This window comes from Candidatus Poriferisodalis sp. (genome assembly GCF_965208485.1).
Lineage (GTDB): Bacteria > Actinomycetota > Acidimicrobiia > Acidimicrobiales > Poriferisodalaceae > Poriferisodalis.
Genome location: NZ_OZ242344.1, coordinates 468,592 through 489,176 on the forward strand (window position 1 = coordinate 468,592; position 20,585 = coordinate 489,176).

22 protein-coding genes are annotated in these 20,585 nt (G+C 66.5%); 12 read left to right on the top strand and 10 right to left on the bottom strand.

Going from position 1 to position 20,585, the window contains the following annotated elements; translation table 11 throughout:
• Positions 1 to 27: 27 nt before the first annotated feature.
• Positions 28 to 2,925, bottom strand: a complete 2,898-nt coding sequence (locus tag ACOGXQ_RS02170) for an adenosylcobalamin-dependent ribonucleoside-diphosphate reductase (RefSeq protein ID WP_419947323.1) — start codon at positions 2,923 to 2,925, stop codon at positions 28 to 30.
• Between the two features lie 281 nt (positions 2,926 to 3,206).
• On the opposite strand from ACOGXQ_RS02170, the gene ACOGXQ_RS02175 reads away from it, so the two are divergent.
• Together ACOGXQ_RS02175 and lexA are read left to right on the top strand one after the other, a co-directional pair.
• On the top strand, positions 3,207 to 3,845 hold the full coding sequence (locus tag ACOGXQ_RS02175) for a dihydrofolate reductase family protein (protein ID WP_419945824.1): 639 nt from the start codon (positions 3,207 to 3,209) through the stop codon (positions 3,843 to 3,845).
• Between the two features lie 157 nt (positions 3,846 to 4,002).
• Entirely contained in the window at positions 4,003 to 4,659 is a 657-nt protein-coding gene (lexA, locus tag ACOGXQ_RS02180; RefSeq protein ID WP_419945825.1) for a transcriptional repressor LexA, read from the top strand.
• Positions 4,660 to 4,758: 99 nt separating this feature from the next.
• On the opposite strand, the gene cysS is transcribed toward lexA, so the two are convergent.
• The 3 genes from cysS to ACOGXQ_RS02195 all read right to left on the bottom strand — a co-directional run bounded on the left by cysS (position 4,759) and on the right by ACOGXQ_RS02195 (position 7,500).
• Complete coding sequence (cysS, locus tag ACOGXQ_RS02185) at positions 4,759 to 6,189, bottom strand: cysteine--tRNA ligase (protein ID WP_419945826.1); 1,431 nt, start codon at positions 6,187 to 6,189, stop codon at positions 4,759 to 4,761.
• 85 nt (positions 6,190 to 6,274) lie between these two features.
• Positions 6,275 to 7,105, bottom strand: coding sequence for a hypothetical protein (locus ACOGXQ_RS02190; RefSeq protein ID WP_419945827.1), 831 nt, complete (start codon positions 7,103 to 7,105; stop codon positions 6,275 to 6,277).
• 44 nt (positions 7,106 to 7,149) lie between these two features.
• Complete coding sequence (locus ACOGXQ_RS02195; protein WP_419945828.1) at positions 7,150 to 7,500, bottom strand: helix-turn-helix domain-containing protein; 351 nt, start codon at positions 7,498 to 7,500, stop codon at positions 7,150 to 7,152.
• 226 nt (positions 7,501 to 7,726) lie between these two features.
• On the opposite strand from ACOGXQ_RS02195, the gene ACOGXQ_RS02200 reads away from it, so the two are divergent.
• From ACOGXQ_RS02200 to ACOGXQ_RS02235, 8 genes are all read left to right on the top strand, one after another.
• Positions 7,727 to 8,377, top strand: a complete 651-nt coding sequence (locus ACOGXQ_RS02200; RefSeq protein ID WP_419945829.1) for an RcpC/CpaB family pilus assembly protein — start codon at positions 7,727 to 7,729, stop codon at positions 8,375 to 8,377.
• A 19-nt stretch (positions 8,378 to 8,396) separates the two neighbouring features.
• A complete protein-coding gene (locus ACOGXQ_RS02205; protein ID WP_419945830.1) occupies positions 8,397 to 9,716 on the top strand; it encodes a CpaF family protein in 1,320 nt (439 codons plus the stop codon).
• Entirely contained in the window at positions 9,713 to 10,561 is an 849-nt protein-coding gene (locus ACOGXQ_RS02210) for a type II secretion system F family protein (protein ID WP_419945831.1), read from the top strand. The genes ACOGXQ_RS02205 and ACOGXQ_RS02210 overlap by 4 nt, the downstream gene beginning before the upstream one ends.
• Positions 10,558 to 11,283 (top strand): type II secretion system F family protein, encoded by a 726-nt coding sequence (locus tag ACOGXQ_RS02215; protein WP_419945832.1) that lies wholly within the window; start codon positions 10,558 to 10,560, stop codon positions 11,281 to 11,283. The genes ACOGXQ_RS02210 and ACOGXQ_RS02215 overlap by 4 nt, the downstream gene beginning before the upstream one ends.
• Before the next feature lie 63 nt (positions 11,284 to 11,346).
• On the top strand, positions 11,347 to 11,736 hold the full coding sequence (locus ACOGXQ_RS02220) for a hypothetical protein (protein ID WP_419945833.1): 390 nt from the start codon (positions 11,347 to 11,349) through the stop codon (positions 11,734 to 11,736).
• Positions 11,733 to 12,149 (top strand): hypothetical protein, encoded by a 417-nt coding sequence (locus ACOGXQ_RS02225; RefSeq protein ID WP_419945834.1) that lies wholly within the window; start codon positions 11,733 to 11,735, stop codon positions 12,147 to 12,149. Before ACOGXQ_RS02220 ends, ACOGXQ_RS02225 begins: the two co-directional genes overlap by 4 nt.
• Positions 12,150 to 12,167: 18 nt before the next feature.
• Complete coding sequence (locus ACOGXQ_RS02230; RefSeq protein WP_419945835.1) at positions 12,168 to 12,620, top strand: hypothetical protein; 453 nt, start codon at positions 12,168 to 12,170, stop codon at positions 12,618 to 12,620.
• A gap of 13 nt (positions 12,621 to 12,633) precedes the next feature.
• On the top strand, positions 12,634 to 13,110 hold the full coding sequence (locus ACOGXQ_RS02235; RefSeq protein ID WP_419945836.1) for a hypothetical protein: 477 nt from the start codon (positions 12,634 to 12,636) through the stop codon (positions 13,108 to 13,110).
• A gap of 58 nt (positions 13,111 to 13,168) precedes the next feature.
• On the opposite strand, the gene ACOGXQ_RS02240 is transcribed toward ACOGXQ_RS02235, so the two are convergent.
• Complete coding sequence (locus ACOGXQ_RS02240) at positions 13,169 to 13,834, bottom strand: hypothetical protein (RefSeq protein WP_419945837.1); 666 nt, start codon at positions 13,832 to 13,834, stop codon at positions 13,169 to 13,171.
• Positions 13,835 to 13,879: 45 nt separating this feature from the next.
• Between ACOGXQ_RS02240 and ACOGXQ_RS02245 the strand changes: the two genes are divergently transcribed.
• Positions 13,880 to 14,434, top strand: coding sequence for a hypothetical protein (locus ACOGXQ_RS02245; RefSeq protein ID WP_419945838.1), 555 nt, complete (start codon positions 13,880 to 13,882; stop codon positions 14,432 to 14,434).
• Between the two features lie 8 nt (positions 14,435 to 14,442).
• Here the strand turns inward: ACOGXQ_RS02245 and hemW are convergent, their stop codons facing one another.
• The 5 genes from hemW to lepA form a co-directional block, all read right to left on the bottom strand.
• On the bottom strand, positions 14,443 to 15,558 hold the full coding sequence (hemW, locus tag ACOGXQ_RS02250) for a radical SAM family heme chaperone HemW (protein ID WP_419945839.1): 1,116 nt from the start codon (positions 15,556 to 15,558) through the stop codon (positions 14,443 to 14,445).
• Positions 15,558 to 15,878 carry a helix-turn-helix domain-containing protein gene (locus ACOGXQ_RS02255; RefSeq protein WP_419945840.1) on the bottom strand — a complete coding sequence of 107 codons (321 nt, stop codon included), beginning with the start codon at positions 15,876 to 15,878 and terminating at the stop codon, positions 15,558 to 15,560. The genes hemW and ACOGXQ_RS02255 overlap by 1 nt, the downstream gene beginning before the upstream one ends.
• A gap of 94 nt (positions 15,879 to 15,972) precedes the next feature.
• A complete protein-coding gene (gene dnaJ / locus ACOGXQ_RS02260; RefSeq protein ID WP_419945841.1) occupies positions 15,973 to 17,157 on the bottom strand; it encodes a molecular chaperone DnaJ in 1,185 nt (394 codons plus the stop codon).
• Between the two features lie 11 nt (positions 17,158 to 17,168).
• Positions 17,169 to 18,224, bottom strand: coding sequence for a heat-inducible transcriptional repressor HrcA (gene hrcA / locus ACOGXQ_RS02265; RefSeq protein ID WP_419945842.1), 1,056 nt, complete (start codon positions 18,222 to 18,224; stop codon positions 17,169 to 17,171).
• Between the two features lie 194 nt (positions 18,225 to 18,418).
• Positions 18,419 to 20,272, bottom strand: a complete 1,854-nt coding sequence (lepA, locus tag ACOGXQ_RS02270; RefSeq protein ID WP_419945843.1) for a translation elongation factor 4 — start codon at positions 20,270 to 20,272, stop codon at positions 18,419 to 18,421.
• A 37-nt stretch (positions 20,273 to 20,309) separates the two neighbouring features.
• Here lepA and rpsT point away from each other — a divergent pair, with 37 nt between their 5' ends.
• Positions 20,310 to 20,573 (top strand): 30S ribosomal protein S20, encoded by a 264-nt coding sequence (rpsT, locus tag ACOGXQ_RS02275; RefSeq protein ID WP_419945844.1) that lies wholly within the window; start codon positions 20,310 to 20,312, stop codon positions 20,571 to 20,573.
• Positions 20,574 to 20,585: the final 12 nt, after the last annotated feature.

Here is a 20,585-nt window from a genome sequence, read left to right on the forward strand (position 1 = left end):
CGATCTCGGCAATTGCTCAGCAGTCTCCTAGCCGCAGCCGCTCGTCGCACCGCAGAAACGGCAAGCGAAACAAGAGCCGGCGCGCACCATCTTGTCGCCGCACGTCATGCACAGCGGCGCATCGCGGTACCCGGCGGGCTCAACCGGTGCCGACGGCGGGTCGGGCGTCGGCTCGGCGCCGATGGCGGTCTCGACCGAAGCGCTCTCGAGGCCCGGCAGGGGCGGGTCGATCCGTTCGTCCACGCTGAGCACACCCAACTCGCTGCGCTCGTCGAGTGACAGGTACTCGAGCGCGAGCCGGCGAAAGATGTAGTCGACAATGCTGGTGGCGATCCGCAGCTCTGGATCGTCAGTGAGTCCCGCCGGCTCGAACCGCATGTTGGTGAACGCTTCGACATAGGAGCGCAGCGGCACCCCGTACTGCAGGCCATGGCTCACCGAGATGGCGAAGGCATCCATGATCCCCGCCAGCGTCGAACCCTGCTTCGCTACGACTAAGAAAATTTCGCCTGGTCGGCCGTTGTCGTACTCGCCGACCGTCATGAAGCCATGGCAATCGGTCACCCGGAACGAGAACGTCCGCGATCGTCGACTGCGCGGCAAGCGGTTGCGCTGAGGAGGCGGCTTGCCCAGCAGCGCAGCAGTGGCGGACGCGGCAGCGTCGGCGGCTGACGATGCCGGGCCGACCGACAGCGGTTGGGACACCTTGCAGTTGTCACGGTAGATCGCCACGGCCTTGAGGCCGAGCCTCCAGGACTGCATGAACAGCGCTTCGATGTCGGCGACTGTTGCGGATTCCGGGAGATTCACGGTCTTCGAGATCGCACCCGACACGAAGGGCTGGCACGCCGCCATCATCGAGACGTGGCCCTGCGGGGAGATCGCGTCGTCACCGATAGAGCAGGCAAAGACGGCGCGGTGAAGCTCGGCCAAATGCGGTGCCTCCAAAATGCGGCCGGTCTCGAGGATGTGCGCTTCGATGTCGGCGATTTCTCCCAAGGAATAGCCCAGCCTCCCGAGCGCGACCGGCACCGTCGAGTTGACAATATGCAGATCGCCGCCGCCGACGAGCTTCTTGTGCTTCACCAGGCCTAGGTCGGGCTCGATCCCCGTGGTGTCGCAGTCCATCATGAATGAGATCGTTCCGGTAGGTGCGATGACGGTGGCCTGAGAGTTGCGGACGCCGTGTGCCTGGCAACCAGCGACAGCGTGATCCCAGCGCCCGGCCGCCGCTGATCGCAATTCGTCTGTCAGGACTGCACAGCCTTCCGCCGCCGAGACGTCTCCGAGTTCACCCGGTTCGCTTGCACCGCTCTCGATGTCGTCGAGCGCGTTGCGATGCCGAACGAGAACACCAGTCATCGCATCGGCGTTGGGTGCGAAACCGTCGAACGGACCGAGCCGCTCGGCCAGATCGGCGGAGGTGGCGTACGCCTCGCCGCAGATGAGCGCAGTGAGAGATGCAGCGAGTGCCCTCGCCGACGGAGAGTCGTAGGGTACGCCGACTGCCATCAGCAGTGCGCCCAAGTTCGTGAAACCCAAGCCGATCTGGCGGAAGCGACGAGAAGTCTCGCCGATGAGCTCGGTCGGGTAATCCGCATGGCTCACCAACACGTCTTGGGCGATGAACGTGATGCGAGCCGCTTGACGCAAGCCGTCGACGTCGAAGTCGCGAAGAGCGACGTCGTCTGCTGCTTCCCGCTCTTGCTCCCCATTCCCATTGGATACGGGCACGCAAGCCGCTCGGACCCGGGACTCGGCCTCTAGGAACGGCAGCAGGTTGACGCTGGCGAGGTTGCACGCCGAATTGTCGAGATGGACGTACTCGCTGCAGGGATTGCTGGCGCTGATCGGACCGTGAGCCGGAGAGGTGTGCCAGTTGTTGATCGTCGTCGAGTACTGCACGCCGGGATCGGCGCACTCCCACGCCGCCTGGGCAACTTGGTGCAGCAGATCCCTCGCCCCGACGGTCGAGATCGCCTCGCCGCTGGTCCGCGCTCGCAGCTCCCACACCGCGTCGGCTTCCACTGCTGCCATGAACTCATCGGGCAGGCGCACGGAATTGTTGGCGTTCTGGTATTGGAGCGAGAACGAATCGGCGCCGTCGAGTTCCATATCGAAGCCCGCTGCCGCCAGTGCGCGTGCCTTGCGCTCTTCGCGCGCCTTGCACCACACGAACGCCTCGATGTCTGGGTGGTCAGCGTCGAGCAGCACCATCTTTGCGGCGCGCCGGGTCTTGCCGCCGCTGCGAATCGTGCCGGCCGATGCGTCGGCGCCTCGCATGAAGCTGACCGGTCCGCTCGCTGTGCCGCCGCCCGACAGCGGCTCGGACGACGCCCGCAGCGTCGAGAGGTTGACACCAGCGCCAGAGCCACCTTTGAAGATGCGCCCCTCGGTGACATACCACTCCAAGATGGATTCCATCTCGTCGTCGACTGCCAGGATGAAGCACGCCGAGGCCTGTTGCGGCACGCCTTTCACGCCGATGTTGAACCAGACCGGGCTGTTGAAGGCGACCCGCTGATGCAGCAGCAGCCATGACAGTTCGGCCTCGAAGACCGTCGCTTCCTCAGATGAGGAGAAATAGCCGTCGTCAGTTGCCCAGCGGGTGATCGTGCCAGCGACGCGGTCGATGACCTGGCGCAGCGACTGCTCGCGTTCGGGTGTGCCGAGGGTGCCGCGAAAGTACTTCTGCGCCACGATGTTGACCGCAGTGGGACTCCAGTCGGCCGGGAACTCGACGTCGAGCTGGGAGAACGCCACCGTGCCGTCGGATGCCCTGGTGATCGATGCGTTGTGACGCTCCCACTGCACGGTTTCGTAGGGATGGACCCCGGCAGTGGTGAAGTGCCGACGCAGCCGCAGCGGCGCGCCCGAGGGTCGGCGACCGGACTCTGATCCCGCCGCCCGCAGTGCCTCGGTCATCGCCATGAACCCGCGATCCTATTGCTTCAGCCCTGTGAAACAGAAGCAAGCAGCGGCAAGTCTTTCATGGGGATAATCCTGTGCACAACTGCCCATTGCTGTGGACAAATCCCATCGCTGTGGACAAGCAGGGTTTCTTCCTGAGTTTGTCGTGAGGAGTACGGTGGCAGACTCTTCGCATGCGCCGGCTGTTCCCCTCGCCGACGAGGCCAGTGGACCCCCGACAGGCCGCCAGCGGGTCACGGTCGCCACAGCCCGGCAGGCCTTGGGTGCTGCTCAACATGGTGGCGAGCATCGACGGGGCCGCGACTGTCGAGGGAGTGTCCGCAGATCTCTCAGGCAACGCCGACAGAGCCATGTTCGCAGCTCTGCGCGCCCAAGCCGACGTCATCCTCGTCGGGGCCGGCACAGCGAATGCCGAGCGATACGGACGAGCGCGGCAGCCGGGTGCCCGCATCGCCGTGGTGAGCGGGTCGCTGAGCGTCGATCCGGATCTGCCACTGTTCGCGACTCCCGCGGCGCCGCTGCCGGTGATCGTGACCACCAGCGGCGCCGACGCCGCGAACGCGGCGCGATTCGACGGCCGCGCCGAATTGCTGCGCTCCGGCGAAGTACGCGTGGACCTCGCGGCAGCGCTGGAAGAGCTGAGCGCATGCGGCGCCCGCGTCGTGCTGTGCGAGGGCGGCCCCACGCTGAACGCCGGTTTGCTGGCTGCCGACCTGATCGATGAGATCAACCTCACACACGCTCCGCTGGCCGTTGGCACCGCAGCGTCGCGCATTGCCGCGAGTCCGCTGGCCGGAGCGGTGCCGACATCTCCGCTCGAGTTCGAGCTGGAGCACGTCATCACGCACGACAACGTGCTGTTCGTGCGATGGCTCCGCAGACGTTGTGGAGACTGTCGTCGAGATTCGCGTTGAGACCATCGTCGAGGCTGCCGTCGAGATTGCTTCGAGACCATCGTTGAGATCTCGAACATATGCTCGCAATTCGGAACGATTGTTGTTATGATCGTGCTCGGAACAACAGCTCCAAACACTATGCCGCTCTAGCCTGCGGAGTCTCAGGAGAATCACGATGAGAGATGCCAGTCCTGCCGACGAGCGAGTCGCGCATCTGAGCGAACGCCAGCGCAGAATGCTCGCGTTCATCGACGAGACGCAGCGCGAACGCGGCTATCCCCCGTCAGTGCGAGAAATCGGCGAGGAGCTCGACCTCAAGTCGCCTGCGACCGTGCACCGGCACCTGCGCACGCTGGAAGCCGAAGGCTGGGTCAGGCGCGATCCGTCCCGTCCGAGAGCCCTCATCGTGAACTTCGACTGGCAGACAGGTGTGAAAGGAGAACGGCGGCCCGCTCGGCATGTGCCCCTCATCGGCGATGTTGCTGCGGGAACCGACGTGTTGGCCCAGCAAAACGTGGAAGAACTCCTTCCTCTGCCCGCGGATTTCACCGGCAGCGGCGAGCTGTTCATGTTGCGAGTCCGGGGCGATTCGATGATCGATGCAGGCATCTGGGACCGTGACTACGTCGTCGCGCGGCACCAGTCGCACGCTGAGGACGGTGACATTGTCGTTGCGGGGATCTACGGCGAGGAAGGCACGGTCAAGCGGTATCAGCTCTCCGGCGACGACGTGGTACTCGAGCCGGCCAATCCCGACCATCGCCCGATCGTCTGCTCTTCCGACGAGGTCACCATCTACGGCAAGGTCGTGACAGTGATCCGCCGCATCTAGCAGAGGGCTGAAAAAGTCGGTTTTCGGGCAGTTGCCGAGTGCAAATCCGCAGGTCAGGGATTTGCACCCTTGGCCACGCCCGCATATTTCAGCATCCTGCTAGCGGCGGTGCCAAGCGGTGCCGTCCGGACTGTCGGACACGACGATGCCGGCGGAGGCAAGCTCGTCGCGGATGCGATCAGAGGTTGCGAAGTCCCGGGCGGCGCGTGCCGCTGCCCGTTCCTCGAGGAGCGCTTCCACTTCGTCGTCTGTCATCCCGTCGGCCGGCACGGCGCCGTCGGCCTCGTGGCCCACCGTGACACCGAGGACTGCGAGCAGGTGCAGCGCCGTGCTCGCGTCACGCGCTGCTCCCCCCCCACCGGCGTCAAGCGCGGCGTTCGCACGACGCACCAAGCGGAAGATCACGTCGAGCGCGGTCGGTGTGGAGAAGTCGTCATCCATCGCAGCGGCGAATGCGCTGACGGCCTCGACATCCAGACCAGCGCCAGTCCGAGCTTCGATGTCAGGCCGCCGTACCGACGCCTGCGCGTCGGGTGAAATACCCGATGCGACGGCGCGGCGAGCGAAGGCATCGAGCCGTCCGACAGCACTGCGGGCTGCTTCGAGCGCCTCAGGACCCATCTCCATTGCCCTGCGGTAGTGGGTCTGCAGCACCAGCAAGCGCACAGCGCGGGCGCCGGCCGCGTCGATCGCATCGGCGAGCTGCGTGTAGTTGCCCAGCGACTTGGCCATCTTCTCGCTGCCGACGTTCACCATGGCACTGTGCACCCAGTAGCGGGCGAACGATTCGCCTGCAGCTGTCACTTGCGCCCATTCGTTCTGGTGATGCGGGAAGACCAGGTCGTCTCCCCCGCCGTGGATGTCAAAGCCGGGGCCGAGCGCGCTGAGCGACATAGCGACGCACTCGGTGTGCCAGCCGGGCCGTCCCTGCACCCAAGGGGTATCCCAGCGGGGCTCGCCCGGCTGCGCTGCCTTCCACAGTGCGAAGTCGAGCGGCGAGCGCTTGTCGGGGTCGACATCGATGCGCGCGCCAGCATCGGCATTGAGCTGATCGAGCGTGCGGCCGGCGAGCTGCCCATATCCAGGGGCCGAGTCGACCGCGAAGTACACGCCCTTGCCTGCCACTTCGTAGGCAGATCCCATCGACAGCAGTTCGGAGATCACGTCGATCATCTGGGAGATGAAATGCGTGGCATGGGGACGCGAATGTGGCCGCAGCACGCCGAGCCGATCCATCTGGGCGTCGTAGGCAGCCGTGAACTCGGCTGCTACCTCGGCCTCGGTGCGGCCCTCACGCAGGGCGCGCTCCACGATCCTGTCGTCGATGTCGGTGACGTTGGACGCCACCGTCACCTCGAATCCGTCCCACTCGAGGTACCGCCGGATGACGTCGTAGGTCAGCGCAGTGCGGCCATGACCCAGGTGCGGCACGTCGTACACCGTCGGACCGCACACGTACACCGAGACTTCGCCCGGCGTCCGCGGGACGAATGCGGTCTTGCGCCGCGTCATCGTGTCGAAGATCTGCACCGTGCCGAATGTCCCGATCGCGCGCAAGGGTACCGATGGCCCACGCGACGGTGCCGCAGGTTTTTCTGGGATCTCCCCGGAACGGCTACGTCGCCTCGAGTTCGCTCAGCAAGCTCGAGACGCCCCAGACCGACAGGTTGTGAACCGCATGCAGGACGAGGCCAGCCCACCATCCGTATCGCACACGGGCGATCGTGAACATGAGGCCCAGCCACAGCTGCGGGCTGACGACGAGCGGCACCACGGCCACCGCCGCAACCGACCAGTTCACGTCGTAATTGCTCAGGTGCACCAAGCCGAAGGCGGCGATCGCGCTCCAGATCGGCCAGCGCGGGTGCGTCTCCCACCAGCCTGCGGCGACATCACGCCACTGGCGCCTCGCCGGCGCTGCGTCGTCCTCACGGCCTCCGCCTCCCACACTGACGATCAGCGACTGAATCCACAGAACTCCGGGCACAACGAGCACGGCGCCGAACAGGACAGCGACGAACAGCACCGCTTCGAGGCCGAGCGCGAAGTCGAGAAAGCCGACTGTGCTAACTGCCTCGTCAGCTTCCGGGAGTGAGCCGAGATAGGGACCTACCAAGAAGCTGAACAGCCCGACCGCGCCGACCGCTGCGAGCATTCCGATGCGCAACTTCCCAGCAAGCGGGAGTCGGAACAGGAACTCCTCGAGCAGCGGCGCGAGCAGCGCCACCAGGATGAACTGCTCGATCACGGGCAATTCGAGCAGATCGTCCGCCAGCGTGTTCTCGAATCCCACGCGTCCTGCCGCGAGCGAGACCGCCAACAGGGCGATCGAACCCCCGAGGCCGATGGCGAAGAGCGCCGCGAACCCGGCTGGCCAGAGTCCCCGAGCGCCCGAACGGCACCAGTCGGGTCGCAATCCGAAGCGCGGATTTATCGTGCTCCACACGCCCGCCGGCGCATCGGCGCCAGCGGGCGGAATTTCGGGGGCGTTCAATCGTCGTCGTTCGCTTCGGGATCCTCGTCACCTTCGTCGAGGTCGGACAGCCGCGCCTCGGGATAGAGGTGCTCAAGGCTTCCCGGTTCAACCCTGCACTGCTCGATGAAGTCGTCGACATCGGACAGCCGCAGCCGGATCACGCGCCCGAACCGGTAGGCGGGCACATCGCCGTGGTCGATGAAGCGGTACAGCGTCCGCGTGGTGATGCCCATGCGATCCGCCGCCTTCCGCGTCGACAGCCAAACGATCTCGCCATAGGCGACCTGGCTCGTTCCGCCGCTGTCGTCGGGATCTTTCGGCTCGTCGGGCATGATCGCTCCTCGCGGTCCCTCGGCCATCAACATGGCAGAAAATCTGCCGACCTCTTGGTCCAAACGCTAGTGGGCGCGCATCGCGGTAGAGCGCATTTCGACATGGATCATTGCTACTGCGCGCTATATCGCCATATCTATACGACATATTGGTGGAATTTTAGCCATTTTCATTTAATTTCTTGTCTTTCCAAGCCGAAGTGGCTATGTTCGCGATGTGTCTCGCGAATCGATGCCACCCCCCGGTCACCGGGCCGGGATGCCTGCGACCGAACTGCGCTGCAGCGTCGGCGCGACGCAAAAAACTGTCCAGACGCGAGTTGTCGTCGGAGGCGCTCTGTGCGGCGTCGCAGCGCTCGGCTTGTGGTGGGCGTTCGAGCAGTCAGCGGCCGAGCCGGAGACGCACTACGCGATAGCGCGGACGCTGCTTGTGCCCGGCGTGATCGTCGAAGCTGCCGACATCGCTCTCGTGCCGATCCGGCTGCCGGCCGAAGTCGCCGCCACGGTTTTCGATCGCCATGACGCGGTCGTCGGCACTCTCGTCGCGAGCCACGTGCACCCTGGTGAGTTGCTGGCACACAGCGATGTCACCTCGCCCGGCGATGCCCAAGGCATCCAAGCGGGCTACGCCGTCGCCGTTGAACTGGACCGTCCGCGAGCGCTCAACGGCTTGGTCGGACCGGGCGATCGAGTGGATGTGGTGGCCACCGGGCACACCGAGGCATCGGGCGCAACGGTCGTCGCCCGCGATGCCGGCGTGCTTGACGTCGACGATCGTTCAGAGGAACGGCATCCGGCGGCCACTGTCACCGTGACGCTGCAGGTGCCCGATCTTGCCGTGGCGACGGCGTTGGCGGCAGCAGCGGATGCGGATGCCATCACGCTGATCCGGACTTGGGGCCTCCCGTGATCGGGACGGTGATCGTGACATGAAAGATCGTGACATGACGGACCTTGACGCGCTTGCCGCAATCGAGCGCTCGGTGATGGAACGGGCTCACGACGCCGGAGTGGACCCCCGTGCACCGGGCGCGGACGCGGCCATCACTGCTCTCGCCCATGACGAGGCCCGGAGGTGGAATCTCGACTTCAAGCGCGGGGTACGCAGCCGAGCCGTGACCGACGTCGAGAGCATCGCTGACCGGGTGCGGCGCGACCTGCTGGGGTACGGGCCGCTTGAAGCGCTGCTCGCCGACACAGACGTGTGGGAAATAATGGTCAATACTCCACAGGAGATCTTCGTCAAGCGCCACCGCGGCCCCTCCGGACGTCACCACGAGGTCTTCCACGACGGCGAGCATGTCCGGCGCACGCTGACGAGGATCATCGACGACGCAACCACATCGCACCGCAAGCTGGATCCCACCGAGGGACTGCAGGACGCGCAGCTCGACGACGGGGCCAGGCTCCATATCGTTCATCCCGACATCGGCCGCGGCGGCAACCTGATCTTCAATATCCGCAAGTTCACCGGGATCCCGTTCTCGAGCCTGAGCGACTTGGCGGCCAACGGCACGGTGACCGGCGAGATTGCTGAGTTCCTGCGTGCTGCGGTGCGCGCCCGGCTCTCGATCCTGATCGCGGGGGCGCCCGGCAGCGGCAAGACCACGCTGCTGGGATGCTGCGCTGCTGAGCTCGATCCGCATCTCCGCGTCGTCACCGCCGAGGAGGTGTTCGAACTCGACATACCGCTGCCGAATGTCGCTGCTATGCAAACCCGGCCGGCCCAAGCCGAGCGCTCACCGGTCGACCTGAGGCGTCTCGTCACCGGCTTCCTCCGCATGGCGCCCGATGTGGCCATCGTGGGCGAGGTCCGCGACCGCGAGGCAGTGCCGCTGCTGCTGACACTCTCCAGCGGCGTGACGGGATACGCCACCATCCACGCGGGATCGGCGCGTCAAGCACTCGGCAGGCTCAGGCTCATGTGCCAGCTCGCTCCAGAAGTACGAGAGATGCCGGTGGCAGCGATCACCCAGCTCGTTGCCGAATCGATCGACGTGGTGGTGCACTTGCAGCGAGGCCCCGAAGGCGTGCACGTCACCGAGATCGCGGCAGTAGAGGATCCCGCAGGCGGCGACGGGGCAGCCACGTTCGAGACGACGCTGCTGTACGCCAGCCGACGGCCTAACGACATGGCCACTCGCACCGGGGGCATGCCACGGCGTCGTGCAGCACAGCTCGAGACCGCCGGCTTCGCATGGACAGGCGCCGCGCAGGAGAGCCTTGCCACAGCAGGGAATGTGCCGTGATCGGGGGTGCCCTTGCGGTCTGTGGCGCGTTGGGCGTGTGGCTGCTCGTGACAGCCCATGCCGATATGTCACTGGTGCCGCGTCGATGGTCGAGCGCTCTGGGCGCATCGCCCACTGCGTCGCCGCGGCGATTGCTGCTGGGAACTCTCAGCGCCGTCGCCGCAGCGCTGGCTGGGTGGACAGCAGCTTGGATGCTGTTCGGGGGATTCATCGCGCCGGCGCTGATCGCCGCCTGCAGCGCTGTCATGCCGGGGCGCTCGACAGCGGCTCGCCGCCGGTGGCGCACCGCGCAATCCCGGCAAGCATGGCCGGGACTGCTCGCAGAAATCCGTATCGGTGTGGCACATCGGAATCAGTCCATTCCGGCTGCGCTGTTCGCTGCGGGCACCGGGGCACCGGCGGACATGCGCCACGCATTCGAGGAAGCCGCACGGGCGTGGGTCCTGAGCACCGACTTCGAGTCATCGCTGCGTCTATTGAAGACATCATTGGCCGACCCGACCACCGATGCGATCTGCGAGACGCTGCTGGCTGCTCACCAGATCGGCGGCGTACGACTCGAGACTCGCCTGCGCGGGCTGGCCGAGGCTGCACACGCTGAAGCCGCAGCCCGCTCTGATGCCCGCGCGAAGCAGGCCGGCGCCCGCTTTGCACGCGGCTTCGTCGCGCTGGTGCCGGGGTTCATGGCGATGATCGGCCTGAGCATCGGGCGCGGCCGAGAGGCCTACCAGGCACCCGACGGCCAGTGGCTCGTGGCGTTCAGCGTGCTGGCCGTGATCGGCTGCTGGTTGTGGGCAGGGCGGATCATGGCAATCCCGCAACGCAAGCGAGTATTCCTGCTGTGACTCGACTGAGGGTGGTCGCCGGGCGAGTCGCCGCCCAGTTCGACGCCGACGCCGAACTCGCCGCCCGGCTGTCGGGTGCCGGTCGAGCGCAGTCGCCGTCGAGCTTTCGCTCCCGGCAGTTCATCTGCGCCGTCGGCGCGCTCGCAGCCTGCGCGACGTTGCTCAGCCTCGCAGGGGCACGTCCGATGCTCGCTCTGGGCGGGGCGCTGGCGACGGCCAGCGCATCGTTCGCCATATTCGAACACCGTTTGAGCGCTCAGGTGACCTTGCGGCGAGCACACCTCACCGAGGAACTGCCGATCGTCGCCGAGCACATCGGCATGCTGCTTGCGAGCGGCATGTCGCTGACCGGGGCGCTGCGAGCGGCAGCGCAACGTGGCGAGGGAATCTGCACTGCGGGACTCGAGCGGGTCACTTCCCGGGTGTCGGGAGGCATCTCGGTCGAGGTGGCGCTGGCCGAATGGGCCGATGCCGCCGGCTCGGCAGAGGTCCGCAGATTCGTCGGCGTGCTCACCTTGCACTCTGACGCAACGGACATCGCCACGCTGGTGTCTGACGAAGCCCGCTCCGCCCGCATGGAGGCTCACCGTCGCCTCATCGAGCGCATCGAGCGCCGCAACGAGCAGGTGTGGATTCCTGTCACGGTCGCAGCACTGGTCCCGGGTGCCGTCCTGCTGGCGATCCCGTTCAGCGACGCACTGCGCGGCTATGCGGCACTGTGACAGTTGCCGCGCCATGCGCAACCCGACCAAGCACATCACTGACTTTCACCGAAAGGACACATCATGGACATGACGACACTGACGGCACTGGCGACGTTGGCAGATCTCGGCGAATCGGCGCTTGCGATGGCAGATGCCTCTGGATTCGCCGCGCTCAGCGCAGCATTCGCAGGCAGCGGCCTCTGGACCCCGGAGGGCCGCAGCACGCTGGCCTTGCTGAGGTGCAGCCGTCCTTGGCTCAGACGCCGTCAACCCCGACGCTGTCTGCTTGAACGCGATCAGCCCAGACGCGATCAGCCCAGACGCGATCAACGCGGCGAAGGGGTGATCTCGGCCGCCATCGCCGTGCTGATCATCGCCTCGCTGGGCGCCCTCATGTGGGTCGGCTTCAAGGCGCTGTGGGAGAACGCGGAAGAAACGACCAATTCCGAGATCTCCAAGATCGGCAAGTGACCACTCGCCGGGCAGCGCGACACCGCGATGAGGACGGTGTCGGACTCGTTGCGTTGCCGTGGGGCGTGCTGGCGTTCGGGGCGTTCCTGATGCTCTCCGTCCAAGTCGCTGTGCACCTGTTCAGCACCTCGATCGTCACAGCGACGGGCCACGAAGCGACGCGGCGGGCTGCGCTCGGCGGCGGCAGTCCCGAAGCCATCGCAGAGGCAGAGCAGTGGCTCCGGTCGCGGTTCGGGTCGTCGATGGAAGTCGAGTCGGTCCGGTGGATCACGACCGCGGACGTCGTCGCGTTGGAGATCACAGCAAGGCCCCCGAACCTGCTCCCCGGCGCAGCGGCACTCTCGGGGCTGGGAAGCATCGAGCGCAGATTCGAGATGCGGCGCGAGCTTGCCCGCTTCGATGCGGGCGGATAACGGGCCGAGGCACGCACGGTGTTCGACCAACGGGACGAAGCCGGCCTGGTAGGCGCTGAAGTGTTGCCGTTCGTGGTGCTCGTATTCGTCGTCGGGACGCTGATGTTCGCTCAAGCCTGGACGGCACTCGACGCCAAGCTGGCCGTCATCGCCGGTGCCGGCGAGGCCGCCAGAGCATTCGTCGAGCATCCTGGCGGGAGAGCTTCGGATGCCACCGGTTCTGCTGTCACGGCGGGCACCGCGGCGATCTCCGGCTACCGCATCGACGGCACTGGAGCCATCGCTCCGGTCGGCATGCCCCGGCTGGCTCGTTGCGAGCGGGTGACATTTGAGGCGAGCCAGGAAGTCCCCCAGCTGGCGCTGGCGCGATCACGCCGGTCCTCGATGATCATCCGTGCCCGCGCCAGCGAGATCGTCGACCCGTTCCGGCATGGGCTCGGTGGGCGGGCGCCCTGCCAGATGCCGTCCTGAACAGCGCCCTGTCATGGGACAGTACGAGAGCTCAACATCACGGGGACGCGAGTGCGAACGGGGCACGGCCCTGCTGCTGGTGCCGGTCGGCGTGCTGATCGTGGCGTTGCTGGCAAGCATCACCGTCGACAGCGCTGCTGTCTTCGTTGCGCAGCGCGAGGCCGCCTCCGCGGCTTCGTCGCTTGCGAACGATCTGCTCACTCTCGCCATAGACGAGGCTGCCCTGCGCCGCCACGGCGTCTATCGCTTGGATCCTTCCCGCCTGCGGCACCTGCTCGGTTGGGCCCAGCGCACCGCATCCGACCGCCTGTCGTCCGTATTCGAGCCAGGTTCGATCTCGGTGGCCGTCTCGGCGTCAGGTCCTGCGGCTGTGCGTGTCTCGGTGTCTGGCTCGGCACGACGGATCATCGGCCTGATCGGAGATGTCAGCGGTGCGAGGACTAGACGCATCGAGGCTCAAGCGGCCGGACATGTACGCCTCTCCGGCTGATCTCACGAGCCGACCGTGCAGCCATCAAAGAATTCGTTTGAATAGTTTCTATGATTTTTTATAGTTTTTCAATATGCTCAGAAGTCCGACAGTCCGCGACGACGGAACCGGCAGCGCTGTCTTGGTCAAGCATGCGACGGGTGCCGAGTGTTCCCGATTGCGCCACGAGGCTGATCTGCTCAACACCATTCGCGACGAAGGTGTGGTCACCCCGGTCGGGTTCGACGAGTCCGCTGACCGCTGCGAACTCCGGCTGCAATATCTTGAAGCAGCGACGCTCATCGAGCACCCGCCGCTCGGATTCACCGATGTGCTCGATGTCCTCATTGCCTTGGGGAACACTGTCGCCGATCTCCACCAGCGAGGCATCCGTCACGGCGCGCTCAGCCGCGATCATGTCCTGCTCGCACGGCCCCTGCGCCCCGTGCTCTGCGGCTTCGGCGACGCCACGGGGCCGGCAGACCCACAGAAGCATCCTCCGGAAGCCGATCTTGGCGGTATCGCCGCAATCGCCGAGGCCGAGCTCACGCGCACGGATCGCGCCGTCGCAAGCGCCGCGGAGCGCCGAGGCTGCGGCGACGCTCTGAGCGCGACCCGAGATCTGGCTGCTGCTGCAGCCGAGGCACCGCATGACAGTGCCGCGTTGCAGACCTGGATCTCCCGCTTGGGAGCGATCCGTCACCCAGCGAACCCGGCCCCATTCGACGTCGGGGTCCGCGGTCATCATCTGACACCCGAGCGGGAACCGTCGAGGCGGGATCTTCGTCGGATGGCCACCCCGGCTGCGGCGATCGCGCTCGTCATCGTCGTCATCGCCAGTTGGCGAGTGCTCTCCGGCGGCGAACCAGCCACCCAGACGGCGAGCTCTCTCCGTCCGGCGAATGTGCCGATCGGGTCCAGCACCTCGACCGTTGCAGCCGAGTTCGGCACGCTGGACCCGGACGGCACAGGGCTGATCGAACCCGACGCCGACAGCACCTCGCGAGCGTCACCGCCGACCACACTGAGCACCGACGACTCCACCGGCAGCCGTGTGACACTGCTCTATGGCACTGCCCGACCCGAGTGCTCCGAAGCGGGCACGCCCCAGAGCGCTGACGGCGAGGCCGCCGACATCGACTGCGCAGAGCCGTCGTCAGCCGCAGTTCCCGATCACGGACCCGACGCGGACCTGTTGACACTGCCAAGCGGACAATGGGCGCTCATGGACGGGGATGACCTGCCGCGCCTGAGCTGCGATGTCGTGGTGCTGCACTATGGCGACTTGAGCATCGAGTCCGGCCAGCCCGCAGCTGCGGCGCCGCAAGGCGATGCCTCAGAGTGACTTTGCGGTCAGAGATGCAGTCGAATGGCGACCTCATTGGCCAGAAGCCGACCTCGCGTGTTCAACCGGAGACGGCCGTCACCGGCGGGCATCACCAGATCTGCCACTTCGTCAGGCACCGCTCCGGCGGGAACGCCTGTCGAGGTGCGCAGCGCAAGCTGCAGTGCCTCCAGCCGACGTTCGTCGGGGCCAAGCGATTCGCTTCCCGCCTCGACCGACGCTCCCGACCTGATTGCCGCGATGAAGCGCTCCGGAGTGCGCACGCTCCAGAACCGGCGGCCGTCGCGATGGCTGTGCGCAGCACAGCCGATGCCTGCGTAGGCACCCTGATGCCAATACAGCAAGTTGTGACGGCATCGCGCGCCGGGCCGAGCCCAGTTGGAGATCTCGTACATCTCGAATCCGGCCCGCTCCAGCGTCCTGTCGATGATCATGTACTTGTCGGCCATGTCGTCATCGTCGGGATGGCGGGACGGGTTGTCCCCCAATGGCGTGCCCGGCTCAGGCGTCAGCCCGTACACGCTCAGGTGATCCGGTTCGAGCGCAATGGCAGCAGCCAGCGTGCGCTCGCAGTCGGCTGCCGACTCGGCAGGCGAGCCGAAGATGAGATCGAGGCTGAGCAGGCCGATGCCCGCACTGCGGACTGCATCGACCGACGCAGTGACCATGGATGGATCGTGCTGGCGACCCAGCGCAGCCAGCACATGAGGCGCCATCGACTGCACCCCGAGGCTGATGCGGTTCACGCCCATGTCGCGGTAGGCCCGCATCCCCGCAGAGGTGACCAGATCCGGATTGCACTCAACTGTCATCTCGGCACCCGAGGCCAGCGGCAGCTCAGCGGCCACGGCGGCGACCATCGAAGGCGCAACCAGATTGGGCGTGCCACCGCCGAAGAACACCGACGTCACCGGCGGCATGCCGGCGGCCAATGCTCGTGCCTGGTCCCTGCAGCACGCCATGTAGTCGGCCATCAGATGGCTGCGGTCAGTCCAGGTCGCAAACGCGCAGTAGTCGCAGCGATGGGTGCAGAACGGAACGTGGACGTAGACGCCGAAGCCCTCGTCGGCCGTCTGATCAGCCGCTCGGGGTGCGGGGCCAGCGCGCATCGCCGGTTTCGCCATCAGAGCACCGCATCAGGCGGAAAATGCCCCGGCGGTTCTGTTGCTGCCGCCTCGTTGCATGCGTGCGATCCGTCGAGGGCCGACTCCGAGCGTTCGGGAGGAAGGAGCTCTGCAGGTGGGACGCCGTAGATCTCGGCCAGCCGCAGCAGGCGGTGCACCCCGACCCCACGCGCGCCTCGCTCGTATGCCCCGAGCACTGAAATGCGAAACTCGCCGCCCGAGACTGCCTCCACATCGCCCAGCGTCATTCGACGGCGCTTGCGCACCGTTCGCAGGCGCGCCCCCACCAGCGCATCGACGCGCCGACGGTCGTGGATCATCTCAGCCCCGGGTCCAAGCGGCCCATGAGCCAGCACCCATGGGAGATCGGGAACAAGAGCAGGAAGCAACGGGCGCAGCACGGAGAAAGTGCACCTACGAGCGTCCCCTTGCGCTGCGGCGCTTGCGACGCTTGGGAGCGCGTAGCTCACCGTCGCCTTGATGCACGTTGGCCGAAGACTCGTCAGAGTCACGGCCAGGGTCTGGCCCGCCCTCCACAGGCTCGCCGCGCTCGGCCGCCACTTCTCGCAACTTCGCCGCCTCGGCTCTCGAGAGCTTCTTGGGGATGTCCACCCGCACGACGACATGCAGGTCGCCCCGGCCTCGGCCATTCGAGCGCGGCACCCCCAGCCCACCCAGACGGATCGTGTCGCTGGGCTGCGTGCCGGCCGCCACGCGGAGCTCGGTGGGTCCATCCAGCGTCTCGAAGGTCACGGTCGTGCCGAGCGCCGCCTGCAGCATCGTGACCGGCAGTTCCGCCACCAGGCTGTCGCCCTGGCGCACGAACATCTCGGATTCCTCCACGCGCAGGTGCACATAAAGATCGCCCGGAGACCCGCCTCGGGGTCCCACCGAGCCGCGGCCGCTCAGTCGAAGCGTGGCCCCCCCCTCGACTCCAGGCGGCACCCGAACAACCAGCGAGACCTGCTCAACCCGGCGTCCTTCGCCGCTGCATGATCTGCACGGATCGGCGACCTCCTCTCCGATCCCACGGCATCGCAGGCAGGGCGCCGTGGTCACCATCTGTCCGAGGAAGCTCTGGCGCACCTGACGCACCTGCCCCACGCCCTCGCATGCCCTGCAGACGGTCGGCTCAGTGCCCGGCGCGGCACCCGAGCCGTCGCAGTCGTCGCATCTCACCATGGCCCGCACGTCGATGGAGCGATCTGTCCCGAAGACGGCTTCGGCGAAGTCCAAGCCGACGACCGTCTCATGGTCGTCGCCGCGAGGCGGACCGGCCGGTCGGCGGGTACGGGAACTGCGGAACGGATTGCCGCCGAAGAACGACTCGAAGATGTCGCTCAGGTCGAAGTCGAAGGCGGGTCCGCCCATGCCGCCGCGCAGACCCTCATGGCCGAAGCGGTCATAGCGAGCGCGTGCTTCAGGATCAGAGAGCACGGCGTATGCCTTGCTGATCTCCTTGAAGCGAGCCTCGGCCCCATCGTCACCCGGATTCGCATCGGGATGGCTCGCGCGCGCCTTGCGACGGTACGCACGCTTGAGCTCGTCCTCGCTGGCATCGCGGCTGACACCGAGCAGTTCGTAGTAGTCGGCAGGCATCCGGCGTGAACTCAGTCCTCGGCGGAACGCGCCGCGCTCGCCGCCGCAGGGGCTCCGTCGCCGTCACCGAGCGATGCCGACAGCCTCCGGCTCACCGTGTGCACTGCGGCGAGCGCCTTCGGATAGTCCATGCGAGTCGGACCCAGCAGGCTCACACTGCCGACGGTCTCGCCGTCGACCTCGTAGGGTGCGACCACCACCGAGCACTCCGCGAGGGGTTGCATGCCGGTCTCCGACCCGATCGCCACGCTGAGTCCCCGATCTACCAAGCTGCGCAGCAGTGTCACCACCATGAGCTGCTCCTCCAGCACTGACAGCACCGATCGCAGCGACGACACGGCCTCGAATTGCCCAGTGATCTTTGCGGTGCCTCCCACGTACAGATCACCGGTCGCGGGTTCGTCGGCAGCGAGCGCCGACAGCGCAGCATCCACCAAGGCATCGGTTGCCGCGTCACCGGTAGCGCGGACGTCCAGCCGTCGAGACCTTGCCCGACCGGTGAGCGCCTCATGGAGGACCGCAGAAGCTGCTCCAGTCGCTGGTCCTTGGGCTGCCGCCACCATCTCGGGGCTGCTGTACACGTCTACATAGGTGCGCTCGACAGCACCCGACGACATCACCAACACGACCAGCAGGCGCCCGCCGCCGAGGTCGACGAGTTGCGCGGAGCGGATCGTGTCCCGGTCGTGGCTGTGGGCCACGACCATCGCCGCATACTCGGTCAAGTCTGACAGCAGCCGGCTGGTGTCGGACAGCAATTCGGAGATCTGCCCCTGCGCATGCGCGAAGAACGCACGCACCTGCTGGACCTCGGCGCTGTCCAGCGAACCCGGACCGAGGCCATCCACGAAGCAGCGGTAGCCCGCTTCGGTGGGAACGCGCCCGGCACTGGTGTGCGGCTGCGCCAAGTAGCCGTCGGCTTCGAGCGCGGCAAGATCGTTGCGCACCGTTGCGGGCGACACGTCGAGACGGGTCATCTCGAGCACGGCGGCCGAGCCGACCGGCTGTGCGCTCTCGATGAAGCTCTCCACGACCGCTCGCAGCACCGTGGCTCTGCGCTCGTCCATCACTCCTCCGCAGCGGGGCCGCATGCCTGTCACCGTGCGGGTGACGGCGACACGCCAGCATGGCGATACGGCGATGCTACCGACACCCTTTCGGGCCAGCTTCGAGCCGCGTATTCGCGCTGTGCTTCCCGCTCTGGTTCCCAGTCCCGATTCGATACGGGCTCACGGACCGCTGGGGCCTGCAGCTCCGCAGCTCAATTGTCGAGACGAAGCGCTGACACGAAGGCTTCGTTGGGGACTTCGACGCGCCCGATGGCCTTCATGCGCTTCTTGCCCTCTTTCTGTCGCTCAAGCAGCTTCCGCTTGCGAGTGATGTCGCCGCCGTAGCACTTCGAGAGCACATCCTTGCGCTTTGCCTTGACGGTCTCGCGGGCGATGATCCTGCCCCCGATGGCTGCCTGGATCGGCACGTCGAAGAGCTGGCGCGGGATGAGTTCGGCCAGCTTCGCGGTGATGGCCTTGCCGTAGGGGTACGCCCCGTCACGGTGGCAGATGGCCGAGAAGGCATCCACCGGTTCGCCGTTGAGCAGGATGTCGACCCGGACCAGGCGCTCCGCCCTGTAGCCCGCGTGGTCGTAGTCCAAGCTGGCGTATCCTTGGGTACGGCTCTTGAGGTGGTCGAAGAAGTCGGTCACGACCTCAGCCAGCGGCAGCTCGTAACGCAGCTCGATGCGTTCGGGCGAGAGATAGTCCATCTGCGACATCGACCCCCGCCGCGACTGGCACAGATCCATGACTGCTCCGGTGTACGCGCTCGGCGTCAGGATCGACACGTTCAGCATGGGTTCGGCGATCTCGTCGACCTGGCCTGCCGGCGGCAGGTCCGAGGGATTGTCGACTTCGAGGTCTTCGCCTTCTCTGGTCCGCACCCGGTACGCCACCGAGGGCGCAGTGGCAATGAGCGACAGGTCGAACTCGCGTTCGAGCCGTTCCCGGACGATCTCCATGTGCAGCAAGCCCAAGAAGCCGCAGCGGAACCCGAACCCCAGCGCGCTGGAAGTCTCGGGTTCGAAGGTGACCGACGCGTCGTTGAGCCGGAGTTTTGCCAAGGCATCTCTCAGTTCGGGGTACTCGTCGCCCTCGACGGGATACAGACCGCAGAAGACCATCGGCTTCGGGTCGTCGTAGCCCTCGAGCGGCACCTCCGCCGGGGCCGCGGCGGAGGTCACGGTCTCGCCGGACCGAGCCTCGGCCACGTCCTTGATACCGGCAATGAGATAGCCGACCTCGCCGGGACCCAGCTCGTCGGTCGGCGTCACCGCAGGGACTCGCACCCCCACCTCCTCGGCGAGGTGCACCCCGCCGGCGTGCATGAAGCGCAGTCGATCGCCGGTGCGCAGCCGGCCGTTCACCACCCGTACCGAGGAGATCACACCCCGGTACTGGTCGAAGTGGGAATCGAAGATCAGCGCCTGCAGCGGGCTGTCGGGGTCGCCGCTCGGCGGGGGGACGCGTTCGACGATGGCGTCAAGCAGCGACGGGACGCCCTCGCCGGTCTTGGCCGAGATCGCCAGCACTTCGCCGGCGTCGATGCCGAGCACGCGCTCGATCTCCGACGCATACAGATCGGGGTCGGCGGCGGGCAGGTCGATCTTGTTGAGCACCGGCACGATGGCGAGGTCAGCCTCGAGGGCGAGGTAGCAGTTGGCCAGCGTCTGTGCCTCGATGCCCTGCGCGGCGTCGACGAGCAGCACCACGCCCTCGCACGCGGCCAGCGAACGGCTCACCTCGTACCCGAAGTCGACGTGGCCGGGGGTGTCGATGAGATGCAGCGTGTGGCCTCGCCACTCAACCCGCACGTTCTGCGCCTTGATGGTGATGCCGCGTTCGCGTTCGAGGTCCATCGAGTCGAGGTACTGGGCGCGCATCGAGCGCTCCTCCACCGCGCCGGTCAGCTCCAGGATCCGATCCGACAGCGTGGATTTCCCGTGATCGATGTGAGCGATGATCGAAAAATTCCGGATAGAAGCGGTGCTGTCCGTCATCGCAGACCGCACGGTACCCTGCGGGGCCGGTTCAGCGGCAGTCCGCCGCCCCGCAGCGGGCATCACCCAGCCAGATCCACTCGCAGAAGGAATCGCCTTCGTGGCCAACATCAAGAGCCAGATCAAGCGCAATCGCCAGAACGAGGCACGCCGCATGCGCAATCGCGCTGTGCGCTCTGAGCTGCGGACCCGCGAGAAGGCGGTGGTCAGTGCGGCCGCCGCCGGCGAGTCCACCGACGAGATGCTGCGTCTGGCTCAGAAGCGTCTCGACAAGGCGGCCGCCAAGGGCGTCATCCACCGCAACGAGGCAGGGCGACGCAAGTCCCGGCTGGCCACCCGCGCTGCCCGTGGCAACTCGTCCTAGCCGGCCCGAGCG

Excerpts from the sequence above, each read along its gene's own strand:
- ACOGXQ_RS02170 (WP_419947323.1), bottom strand. The coding sequence starts at position 2,925 with ATGACCGAGGCACTGCGGGCGGCGGGATCAGAGTCCGGTCGCCGACCC.
- ACOGXQ_RS02175 (WP_419945824.1), top strand. The coding sequence starts at position 3,207 with ATGGTGGCGAGCATCGACGGGGCCGCGACTGTCGAGGGAGTGTCCGCA.
- lexA (WP_419945825.1), top strand. The coding sequence starts at position 4,003 with ATGAGAGATGCCAGTCCTGCCGACGAGCGAGTCGCGCATCTGAGCGAA.
- ACOGXQ_RS02195 (WP_419945828.1), bottom strand. The coding sequence starts at position 7,500 with ATGTTGATGGCCGAGGGACCGCGAGGAGCGATCATGCCCGACGAGCCG.
- ACOGXQ_RS02200 (WP_419945829.1), top strand. The coding sequence starts at position 7,727 with ATGCCTGCGACCGAACTGCGCTGCAGCGTCGGCGCGACGCAAAAAACT.
- ACOGXQ_RS02205 (WP_419945830.1), top strand. The coding sequence starts at position 8,397 with ATGAAAGATCGTGACATGACGGACCTTGACGCGCTTGCCGCAATCGAG.
- ACOGXQ_RS02220 (WP_419945833.1), top strand. The coding sequence starts at position 11,347 with ATGGACATGACGACACTGACGGCACTGGCGACGTTGGCAGATCTCGGC.
- ACOGXQ_RS02235 (WP_419945836.1), top strand. The coding sequence starts at position 12,634 with ATGGGACAGTACGAGAGCTCAACATCACGGGGACGCGAGTGCGAACGG.
- ACOGXQ_RS02240 (WP_419945837.1), bottom strand. The coding sequence starts at position 13,834 with ATGACCGCGGACCCCGACGTCGAATGGGGCCGGGTTCGCTGGGTGACG.
- ACOGXQ_RS02245 (WP_419945838.1), top strand. The coding sequence starts at position 13,880 with ATGGCCACCCCGGCTGCGGCGATCGCGCTCGTCATCGTCGTCATCGCC.
- hemW (WP_419945839.1), bottom strand. The coding sequence starts at position 15,558 with ATGGCGAAACCGGCGATGCGCGCTGGCCCCGCACCCCGAGCGGCTGAT.
- ACOGXQ_RS02255 (WP_419945840.1), bottom strand. The coding sequence starts at position 15,878 with ATGATCCACGACCGTCGGCGCGTCGATGCGCTGGTGGGGGCGCGCCTG.
- dnaJ (WP_419945841.1), bottom strand. The coding sequence starts at position 17,157 with ATGCCTGCCGACTACTACGAACTGCTCGGTGTCAGCCGCGATGCCAGC.
- hrcA (WP_419945842.1), bottom strand. The coding sequence starts at position 18,224 with ATGGACGAGCGCAGAGCCACGGTGCTGCGAGCGGTCGTGGAGAGCTTC.
- lepA (WP_419945843.1), bottom strand. The coding sequence starts at position 20,272 with ATGCCCGCTGCGGGGCGGCGGACTGCCGCTGAACCGGCCCCGCAGGGT.